Genomic DNA, 9,339 nt, shown 5'->3' with positions numbered 1-9,339 from the left:
GCGCGGTGAGCAGCCGCCCGGCCGGGTGTGCTTCCGGGTCGCGCGGCGTACGGTCGGCGGGCGGGGAACAGGGGCGGCGACGCGACGGGGAATGCGGAGAGTGCGGGGGCATGTCCAGAAGTGTCCCCGTTGTCCCCCCGGTCGGCCGGTAGCGACCCCGCCCGGTGCGTCCACCCGAAGGACCCCGCCCGCGCGCGGACGACTTCGCCCGCCCCGGAGCCTCCGGGGCGGGCGAAGTCGTCGGACACGGCGCGAGCGTGCCCCGCCCGGCGGGCCGGGCGTGCGCCTGTCGGCGGCCGCCGGCGGGCGCGGGGCCCCGGCGGCCGCCGGTCGGGCTACGGCTCCAGCGGGATCAGACCGTCCTCGCTCAGCATCCCGCGGACCTCCTCGATGGTGGCCTCGCGGTCCGGGAGGATCAGCTCGGACGGTTCGAGCGTGTCCTCCGGGAGCGGGGTGCCCAGCTCGTGCACGGCGTCCAGCAGCGCCTGGAGCGTCCGCCGGAAGCCGGGCTCGTCACCGCTCTCCATCTCCGCGAGCAGCTCGTCGTCCAGTTTGTTCAGCTCGGCGAAGTGGCTGTCGTCCAACCTCACCTGGCCTTCCCCCATGATCCTCACGATCACGTTGCGCTCCTTCTCGAGGGGTTGTCAGCCGCGGGCTTCACTGCTTGTCGAACCGGGGGGCTTCCTGCGACTGCTGGCCCTGGGCCCCGCCGCTGTTGCCCTCGATCGCCTGCTGCTGGCCGCCGTTGCCGGCCAGCTCCGCCTTCATGCGCTGGATCTCCAGCTCCACGTCCGTGCCGCCGGAGATGCGGTCCAGCTCGGCGGAGATGTCGTCCCGCGCGGTACCGGTCGGGTCGTCCAGCGCACCCGAGGCCAGCAGCTCGTCGATGGCGCCGGAACGCGCCTGGAGCTGCGCGGTCTTGTCCTCGGCGCGCTGGATCGCCATGCCGACGTCCCCCATCTCCTCGGAGATGCCGGAGAACGCCTCGCCGATCTGCGTCTGCGCCTGGGCGGCGGTGTACGTCGCCTTGATCGTCTCCTTCTTGGTGCGGAAGGCGTCGACCTTGGCCTGGAGCCGCTGCGCCGCGAGCGTGAGCTTCTCCTCCTCGCCCTGCAGCGTCTGGTGCTGGGTCTGGAGGTCGGTGATCTGCTGCTGGAGCGCGGCGCGGCGGGTCAGCGCCTCACGGGCCAGGTCCTCCCGGCCGAGCGCGAGCGCCTTCTTGCTCTGGTCCTCCAACTTGCTCGACTGCCCGTTGAGCTGGTTGAGCTGGAGTTCGAGCCGCTTGCGGGAGGTGGCCACGTCGGCGACGCCTCGGCGGACCTTCTGCAACAGCTCAAGCTGCTTCTGGTACGAGTAGTCCAGCGTCTCGCGCGGGTCCTCGGCCCGGTCCAGGGCCTTGTTGGCCTTCGCGCGGAAAATCATTCCCATCCGCTTCATGACACCGCTCATGGGCCTCGCGCGCCCCCTTCGTATGGACTGTCCAGCCTCGGGCTTCTACAGACCCAGCCTACGGGTCCGGGTTCCATTACCGCACCGTCCGGGGCCCGGCGCTCTCCTTCTCCAGGACGATCGTCGACCCGCCGTCTCCCGCCTGAGTCGTAGTGGAGGACGCACACCGTTGTGGGATCGTTCCCACGCGGGGTGGGTCCACGCCTCACCGCCACGTACTCTTGGGACCGTGTTCCGAAGCCGTTCCAAGGATGAGCAGGCCGCGCCCGCCCCGACGAGTCCGGACCTGACCAAGCAGCAGCGCGACCCCCAGGCGCCCAAGGGCCGCCCCACTCCCAAGCGGAGTGAGGCCCAGGCGCAGCGTCGCAGCGTCGTGAAGGCGCCGGCCGACCGTAAGGCGGCGGCCCGGCGGGCCCGGGAGGAGCGCCGCGCCGCGCTGGCCAAGCAGCGGCAGGCGCTGGCGACCGGCGACGAGCGGTACCTGCCGTACCGCGACAAGGGCCCGGTGCGCCGCTTCGCCCGCGACTACATCGACGGCCGGTGGCACATCGCGGAGTACTTCCTGCCGATCGCGCTGTTCATCCTGGTGCTCAGCATCATCCAGAACCCGCAGACGCAGAGCCTCTCACTCGTCCTCTGGATGGGTGTCATCATTATGATCGTCATCGACTCGGTGTTCACCGTGCGGCGGCTCAAGAAGGCGCTGCGCGAGCGGTTCCCGAACGAGAACCTCAAGGGCGCCGGCATGTACGGCCTGATGCGGACCATGCAGATGCGCCGCATGCGGCTGCCCAAGCCGCAGGTCAACCGAGGCGAGGCTCCGCGCCGCTGATGACGCTCGTCGAGGATTTCGGTAAGGGCGCCGAGCGCTGGCTCGGCAACACCGGGAAGCTGCGCGACGCCGTCCGGCAGTCCCTGGTGGCACGCCAGCTGGACGAGCAGATCGCCGAGAGCTTCCCGGTGGGCCGCCGGCTGCGGGTGCTCGACGTCGGCCTCGGCCAGGGCACCCAGGCGCTGCGACTGGCCCGGCTCGGCCACCAGGTCACCGGGCTGGAGACCGACGAACGCATGCTGGAGGCCGCCCGGGCGGCGCTCGCCGACGAGCCCGAGGGCATCCGCGAACGCGTCGAGCTGCGGGTCGGTGACGGCCGGGAGACCGGCGCCCAGTTCGCGCCCGGCACGTTCGACGTGGTGCTGTGCCACGGCGTGCTGATGTACATCAGCGAGCCCGGCCCGATGCTCGCCGGGCTGGCCCGGGTACTGGCCCCCGGCGGGCTGCTCTCGCTGCTCGTCCGCAACGCCGACGCGCTGGCCGTGCGGCCGGGGCTCGCCGGGGACTACGAGACGGCGCTCGCCGCCTTCGACGACCCGTCCTACAGCAACCGGGTCGGGGTGCGGGCCCGCGCCGACCGGCTCGACGCCCTCACCACGACGCTCTCCGGTATCGGTGCCCCGCTGCGGCGTTGGTACGGCGTGCGGGTCTTCACCGACCAGGCCGCCGACGACGCCGAGGTGCCCGAGGGCGTGGAGTGGGAGCGGCTCATCGCGGCGGAGGAGCGCGCCGGCGAGACCGACCCCTACCGGTCGGTGGCCGCCCTGCTGCACCTGTGCGGCGTACGCGGCTGAGCGGTTGCCGTGACCGGCGACGTCCTGCCCCCGTCGCGGCACCCTCGGTCTCCGGCCGGGGGCGCACCCGCGTCGTGGGGCCACGCCCTGGTAGCTCCGTGACAGCGGCTTCCGGCCGTCCGGGGTCCCCGGCCGGATTCGGTGGGGAGACCGCACGTCCACGGGCACCTCTCGGGCCGAAGGCTGGGGGAGCCGCTCCTCGTGAGGTGGACGTGGCCGCTCCCGGCGTGGGCCGGGCCCCTCACAGGTAGGCGCCGGAAGGGATGTACGGCGTGGGTGGGCGCATGCCGCGGACGCACACGTAGCCGCCGTTCTCCACCCGCAGCCCCGCGTCCAGTCCGACGTCGACCGCCCACTGCTGCTCGGCGGTGAGGTCGTCGACGCGTACCCGCGCGCCGGGTTCGACCGTCAGCAGCGCCGCCGTCAGCAGTCGTGCGGCCAGTCGGCGGGAGGTGGCGGCCAGGAGCTCCACCTTGGCGTCCGAGCCGTCCGGCTGCACGTAGCAGTAGCCGCTGCCCGCCAGGTCGTCGCAGACCAGCAGCCGGAAATCGCGGAGCAGTTCGCGGTGGTCCGGGCCGTGGGCGCCGCCGCGCAGCCGGCGGTCGACGGAGTCCAGCAGGTCGAAGGCGCCGGCCGAGCCGGGCGCGACCGGGCCGTCGGGCGGCGCGAGCCTGTCGGTCTCGACGGTGCCGCGCAGCCGCATGGCGGGGTGCAGGTCGAAGCCGGCCCGCCGGTAGAGGCGGGCGGCGGCGGGGTCGGCCGAGGAGCACAGCAGCGCGCGCAGGCAGGCCTTTCCGTGTTCGAGCGCCGCGTCCAGCAGGGTGCGGCCGAGGCCGCCGCCCTGCGCGTCGGGGTGGACGACCAGCAGCGACAGTCCCCAGGTGCCCTCGCGGCGGGTGCTGAGTACGGCGCCCAGCGCACGTCCGGAGGTGTCCTCGGCGAGCAGGCAGCCCGTCGGGTCGGTGCGCGCCAGGTGGCGGGTGCGGCGGTGGTGGCGGTCGACGCGTTCGGCGGGCCAGGCGCGGCCGTCGTCGCCGAACGCCGCCTCGGCGAGAGCGCGGACCGCCTCGGCGTCCGTCGTGGTGTCCTGAACGGGTCGGATGATCACCCGGGCATCCTCGCAGCGGCGGCGCCGCACGGGAACACCCGGGTGATCGTCCGTGGATCCCTCGCCGGTCGGTCCGGTCCGGTCAGGTCCGGTCAGGGCAGGGCGAGCATGCGCTCCAGGGCCACCTTGGCGAACTTCTCGGTCTCCGGGTCGACCTGGATGCGGTTGACCACCTTGCCGTCGGCCAGCGACTCCAGCGCCCACACCAGGTGCGGCAGGTCGATGCGGTTCATCGTGGAGCAGAAGCAGACCGTGCGGTCGAGGAAGACGATCTCCTTGCCCTCGGGCGCGTACCGGTTCGCCAGCCGGCGGACCAGGTTCAGCTCGGTGCCGATGGCCCACTTGGAGCCGGCCGGAGCCGCGTCCAGGGTGTTGATGATGTACTCGGTGGAGCCGACGTGGTCGGCGGCGGCCACGACCTCGTGCTTGCACTCGGGGTGCACCAGCACGTTGACGCCGGGAATGCGCGCGCGCACCTCGTTCACCGAGTCGAGCGAGAAGCGGCCGTGCACCGAGCAGTGGCCGCGCCACAGGATCATGCGGGCGTCGCGCAGCTGCTCGGCGGTGAGGCCGCCGTTCGGCTTGTGCGGGTTGTAGACGACGCAGTCCTCCAGCGACATGCCCATGTCGCGGACGGCGGTGTTGCGGCCCAGGTGCTGGTCCGGCAGGAAGAGCACCTTGCCGTCCTCGCCGGCCTGCTCGAACGCCCAGTCCAGCGCGCGCCTGGCGTTGCTGGAGGTGCATATCGTGCCGCCGTGCCGGCCGGTGAAGGCCTTGATGTCGGCGGAGGAGTTCATGTACGACACCGGCACCGTGCGCTCGGCGACGCCGGCCTCGGTCAGCACGTCCCAGCACTCGGCGACCTGCTCGGCGGTGGCCATGTCGGCCATCGAGCAGCCGGCGGCCAGGTCGGGCAGCACGACCTGCTGGCGGTCGGAGGTGAGGATGTCCGCCGACTCGGCCATGAAGTGCACACCGCAGAAGACGATGTACTCGGCGTCCGGCCGCGCCGCGGCCTCCCGGGCGAGCTTGAAGGAGTCGCCGGTGACGTCCGCGAACTCGATGACCTCGTCGCGCTGGTAGTGGTGACCGAGTACGAAGACCCGGTCGCCGAGCCTGGCCTTGGCGGCGCGGGCGCGCTCCACCAGGTCGGGGTCGGAGGGGGAGGGCAGGTCGCCCGGGCACTCCACACCGCGCTCGCTCCTGGGGTCGGCCTCCCGGCCGAGCAGCAGCAGCGCGAGCGGCGTGGGCTGGACGTCCAGGGGCTCGGCTGCGTTCGACACGGCGGTCACGGCACGCACCCTTTCTGATGACACGGCTCAACGCTTTTCGTCGATTTGACGCTATCTATCATAACCGCTTCGCGTCAGTGTGACGATGGCCGTCCTGTCCGGTGTGACGCATCTGGCTGCGACGCCGGGGACGATGACCGTCTCCCGCCGGGTGTGCGAGCATGGCAGTGGTGCCCGCTCGCGCGGGGCGCGGGGTGGACGCCGCAGCGGCGTGAACCACCGCAGCGGCGTGATTCACCGAAACGGCACCGCCAGACCGGAATCAATCCGGGAGGCCGTCTGTTGCAGCAGTCGGCAGAGCAGTCCGAACAACCCGGGAGAGAAGCAGATGTCCGTATCGGACGAGACCGCTACGACGACTGACGGCATCATCCTGTCCGACGCCGCCGCGGCGAAGGTCAAGGGCCTGCTGGAGCAGGAAGGCCGGGAGGACCTGGCGCTGCGCGTCGCAGTCCAGCCCGGTGGTTGCTCGGGCCTGCGCTACCAGCTGTTCTTCGACGAGCGCTCGCTCGACGGGGACGTCGTGAAGGACTTCGACGGCGTCAAGGTCGTCACCGACCGGATGAGCGCCCCCTACCTGGGCGGCGCCTCCATCGACTTCGTCGACACGATCGAGAAGCAGGGCTTCACGATCGACAACCCCAACGCCACCGGCTCCTGCGCCTGCGGCGACAGCTTCAGCTGATCCGACACACCGCTGCCCTCCTCCGGCCCGACAAGGACCGGAGGAGGGCAGCGCTGTTCTCTCGCGGCGCTCGCCGCGCGTAGGCGGGAGGGGCCGCGGCCCTCAGCGGCGGGACTCGCGTTGCGGCAGCGGCTCGCCCCGGCCGTCCACGACCTCGCGCTCACCGACCGGCTTCTCCAGCTCGACGTCCAGCTTCATCTCCTTCGCGATCTTGATGCAGACGCCGCCCGGCTGGTGCTCCCGCTCCTTGATCACGATCCGTACCCGCTCGGCGCTCTCCACCGCCTTCGCCGAGTAGTCGCTGCACACCCCGCCCCAGAAGTGCACGGTCAGCCGCCGGTCGCCGGGCCGGTAGGGCTCCACGAACTCGCCGGCGTGCGGCACGGGGTCGGCGGGGTCGACGGAACCCGGCTGGCCGGGCTCGGCGCCCGACGGCCCGCGAGAGGCGTCGTTCGCCGGGGCCAGGTGCTTCGGGTCGACCGCCGGGTGGGTCACCGCGCCGCCGCCCGCCAGCTCGAAGTGCCAGGACGGCACGAGCACCGGCCGGCCCTCCGAGGAGTGCGCGGCCAGGCCGAAGACCGCCCGGCGCACCTCGCCGCCCGCCCGCTTCTCCGCCGGCGCCTCGCAGGGCTCCTGCACACAGTGCGGCTCGGTGGCGCCCGAGGCGCGGGTGCGGTTCAGCTCCGACAGGGTGCGCTTCGCGTCCAGCACCGGGTAGGAGGGGCCCGCCTCGAGCGGGGCCAGCGAGCCGTGGCCGGCCACCACCGTGCCGGTGGCGTCGACGGTCAGGGCGGTGTCCCACCCCCGCACCGGCAGCCCGTCCAGCTTCGGCTTCGCGACGACCGTGCGCAGCGCGCCGGTGGTCGCCGAGGCGTCCAGCTCCGCCTTCTCCAGGTCGAGCGCGCGCAGCACGGGCGCGGCCGCCTTCTTCGCCCGCTGCTCGGAGACCGGCTCCCCACCGTCGTCCGCGCCGGGCGCCGGAAGCGCCGGGCTGTCCACCGGGGTGTCGCCGTCGGAGCTCACGACGCCGTCCGAGCTCACGGTGTCGTCCGAGCTCACGGTGCCGTCGGGGGAGCCCGGTCCGGAGTCCGGCGCCACGGGCGCGTCCGGCAGGACACCGCCCTCGTGCGGCATCGGGCAGCGCGGCGGCTTGCCCGGTCCCGGCCCCACGCCCGGCTTCCCGCCGGGCTCGGCACCCGGCAGCTTCCCGCAGCCCGGGCCGACGGCCGGGCCGGTCGCGGTGAAGTTCCACTGCCCGCGCTCGCCGGCGCCGGTGGCGCGCACCCGCAGGCTGGGCCCGGTGCCGTCCCGGCCCTCGGTCACCAGCCAGCCGTCGCCCTGCCGCGCGGGCTCGGCGCTGACACCCAGCGCGTCCGCGAGCCGTTCGACCGCCGCGCGCGGCACGGAACCCGCCCGGTACACCGGCGCCCGCTCGGGCGCGCGGGTCGCCGGACCCGCCAGCCGCAGGTCGGGGGCGTCCCCGTTGGTGCGGGCGGCGTCCTCGGCGGAGCCGTGGCCGTCCAGGACCAGCGGCTCCGGTGCGCGCCGCTCCTCGTCGGAGGCGGTCCCCGTCCGGTTTCCGTCGAACGTCGACTGGAGGAGGTAGGTACCGCCGCCGGCCAGTACCACGGCGGCCGCCACCGACACGGCCGTCAGCCGCCGCCGGCGCGGCCTCGCCGACGTCTCCCCGGCAGGTGTTCCGGTGCTCACCACATCGCTCCTTCGGCTCCCCGTACGCCTTGACGACTCTGGGACGGGGCAGGAGCGTGATCGGTTCCGGGGTGTCGGCCCCGGAACCGATCAGACGGGGGCTCGGCTCAGTCGCCGTAGTCGGACATGCCGTCCAGCAGCCGGGCCGAACGCGCCGGCACCCGGACGCCGGTCGGGCCGGTCGGCGCCGGCCGCCGCTCGGCGCGGTGCTGGTCGAGCGACGTACCCCAGCGGGCGGACATGCGCGAGCAGTCCTGCCGGAGCTGGGCGAGTGATTCCGGCTCGGGGGCGTGGCCGTCGGTGGAGGACGCCTTCGCGGGCGTGCGGTTTGTCATGAAGCTGACGCTACGCATCGCACGGGGCCCTGGTAAGAGCTACTTTCGGGTAGTTTAGGGGGCTCGTTGACGGTACCCCGAACGGGTAGCGTGGATCGCCCACACTTCCGCCTCCCCAGGAGCAGACAGCCGTGCGTATCGCCGTTTCCGGCTCCATCGCCACCGACCACCTGATGACGTTCCCCGGTCGGTTCGCCGACCAGTTCGTCGCCGACCAGCTGCACACGGTGTCGCTGTCGTTCCTGGTCGACGGCCTCGACGTCCGTCGTGGCGGCGTCGGCCCCAACATCTGCTTCGGCATGGGGCAGCTCGGCGCCCGGCCGATCCTCGTCGGCGCCGCCGGCTCGGACTTCGCCGAGTACCGCGCCTGGCTCGACCGGCACGGCGTGGACACCGACTCCGTCCGCATCTCCGAGGTGCTGCACACCGCGCGCTTCATCTGCACCACCGACACCGACCACAACCAGATCGGCTCCTTCTACACCGGGGCCATGAGCGAGGCCCGGCTCATCGAGCTGCACTCGGTGGCCGAGCGCGTCGGCGGCCTGGACCTGGTGCACATCGGCGCCGACGACCCCGAGGCGATGATGCGGCACACCGAGGAGTGCCGTACCCGCGGCATCCCGTTCGCCGCCGACTACTCGCAGCAGCTGGCCCGGATGGGTGGTGAGGAGATCCGCGCGCTGACCGAGGGCGCGGCCTACCTCTTCTCCAACGAGTACGAGGTGGCGCTGATCGAGAGCAAGACCGGCTGGTCCAGCGAGCAGGTGCTGGAGAAGGTCGGCACGCAGGTCACCACGCTCGGCGCGCGCGGCGTGCGGATCGTGCGGTCCGGCCAGCCCACCATCGAGGTCGGCTGCCCGGAGGAGGAGGCCAAGGTCGACCCGACCGGCGTCGGCGACGCCTTCCGCGCCGGCTTCCTGTCCGGGCTCGCCTGGGGCGTCAGCCTGGAGCGCTCCGCCCAGATCGGCTGCATGCTGGCCACCCTGGTCATCGAGACCGTCGGCACGCAGGAGTACGAGCTGAGCCGCGGCCACTTCATCGAGCGCTTCACCAAGGCGTACGGCGCGGACGCCGCCGCCGAGGTGCAGAGCTTCCTGCCGTAGCGCCGGGGGCCGCACGACGCCCACCCGC

The 9,339-nt window shown here is 73.0% G+C and carries 10 protein-coding genes; 4 read left to right on the top strand and 6 right to left on the bottom strand.

Translation table 11 applies throughout. The annotated features are described in order from the left end of the window. Nucleotides 1–335 precede the first annotated feature (335 nt). Together pspAA and GL263_RS15045 are read right to left on the bottom strand one after the other, a co-directional pair. A complete protein-coding gene (gene pspAA / locus GL263_RS15050) occupies nt 336–620 on the bottom strand; it encodes a PspA-associated protein PspAA (RefSeq protein ID WP_182856213.1) in 285 nt (94 codons plus the stop codon). Nucleotides 621–657: 37 nt separating this feature from the next. Next, a complete protein-coding gene (locus GL263_RS15045) occupies nt 658–1,437 on the bottom strand; it encodes a PspA/IM30 family protein (protein WP_182856215.1) in 780 nt (259 codons plus the stop codon). A 241-nt stretch (nt 1,438–1,678) separates the two neighbouring features. On the opposite strand from GL263_RS15045, the gene GL263_RS15040 reads away from it, so the two are divergent. Both GL263_RS15040 and GL263_RS15035 read left to right on the top strand, forming a co-directional pair. Further along, the gene (locus GL263_RS15040; protein WP_182856212.1) at nt 1,679–2,281 is read left to right on the top strand and encodes a DUF3043 domain-containing protein; all 603 of its coding nucleotides are present in this window, start codon (nt 1,679–1,681) and stop codon (nt 2,279–2,281) included. Next, entirely contained in the window at nt 2,281–3,075 is a 795-nt protein-coding gene (locus tag GL263_RS15035; protein WP_182856211.1) for a class I SAM-dependent methyltransferase, read from the top strand. The genes GL263_RS15040 and GL263_RS15035 overlap by 1 nt, the downstream gene beginning before the upstream one ends. Before the next feature lie 241 nt (nt 3,076–3,316). On the opposite strand, the gene GL263_RS15030 is transcribed toward GL263_RS15035, so the two are convergent. Together GL263_RS15030 and nadA are read right to left on the bottom strand one after the other, a co-directional pair. Continuing rightward, nucleotides 3,317–4,183 (bottom strand): GNAT family N-acetyltransferase, encoded by an 867-nt coding sequence (locus GL263_RS15030; RefSeq protein ID WP_182856210.1) that lies wholly within the window; start codon nt 4,181–4,183, stop codon nt 3,317–3,319. A 92-nt stretch (nt 4,184–4,275) separates the two neighbouring features. Further along, on the bottom strand, nt 4,276–5,466 hold the full coding sequence (gene nadA, locus GL263_RS15025) for a quinolinate synthase NadA (protein WP_182856214.1): 1,191 nt from the start codon (nt 5,464–5,466) through the stop codon (nt 4,276–4,278). Between the two features lie 337 nt (nt 5,467–5,803). Between nadA and GL263_RS15020 the strand changes: the two genes are divergently transcribed. Further along, nucleotides 5,804–6,160, top strand: a complete 357-nt coding sequence (locus GL263_RS15020; protein WP_143647312.1) for a HesB/IscA family protein — start codon at nt 5,804–5,806, stop codon at nt 6,158–6,160. 102 nt (nt 6,161–6,262) lie between these two features. Here GL263_RS15020 and GL263_RS15015 read toward each other — a convergent pair whose 3' ends face one another. Both GL263_RS15015 and GL263_RS15010 read right to left on the bottom strand, forming a co-directional pair. Next, on the bottom strand, nt 6,263–7,870 hold the full coding sequence (locus tag GL263_RS15015; protein ID WP_182856209.1) for a hypothetical protein: 1,608 nt from the start codon (nt 7,868–7,870) through the stop codon (nt 6,263–6,265). 107 nt (nt 7,871–7,977) lie between these two features. Next, entirely contained in the window at nt 7,978–8,205 is a 228-nt protein-coding gene (locus GL263_RS15010) for a hypothetical protein (RefSeq protein WP_182856208.1), read from the bottom strand. 131 nt (nt 8,206–8,336) lie between these two features. On the opposite strand from GL263_RS15010, the gene GL263_RS15005 reads away from it, so the two are divergent. After that, on the top strand, nt 8,337–9,311 hold the full coding sequence (locus GL263_RS15005) for a carbohydrate kinase family protein (RefSeq protein WP_182856207.1): 975 nt from the start codon (nt 8,337–8,339) through the stop codon (nt 9,309–9,311). Nucleotides 9,312–9,339 lie beyond the last annotated feature (28 nt).

This window comes from Streptomyces durbertensis (assembly GCF_014156695.1).
In the GTDB taxonomy this organism is placed as follows: Bacteria; Actinomycetota; Actinomycetes; order Streptomycetales; family Streptomycetaceae; genus Streptomyces; species Streptomyces durbertensis.
This window is presented reverse-complemented; position numbering and strand designations above follow the sequence as displayed.

Excerpts from the sequence above, each read along its gene's own strand:
- GL263_RS15045 (WP_182856215.1), bottom strand. The coding sequence starts at position 1,437 with ATGAAGCGGATGGGAATGATTTTCCGCGCGAAGGCCAACAAGGCCCTG.
- GL263_RS15010 (WP_182856208.1), bottom strand. The coding sequence starts at position 8,205 with ATGACAAACCGCACGCCCGCGAAGGCGTCCTCCACCGACGGCCACGCC.
- GL263_RS15035 (WP_182856211.1), top strand. The coding sequence starts at position 2,281 with ATGACGCTCGTCGAGGATTTCGGTAAGGGCGCCGAGCGCTGGCTCGGC.
- GL263_RS15020 (WP_143647312.1), top strand. The coding sequence starts at position 5,804 with ATGTCCGTATCGGACGAGACCGCTACGACGACTGACGGCATCATCCTG.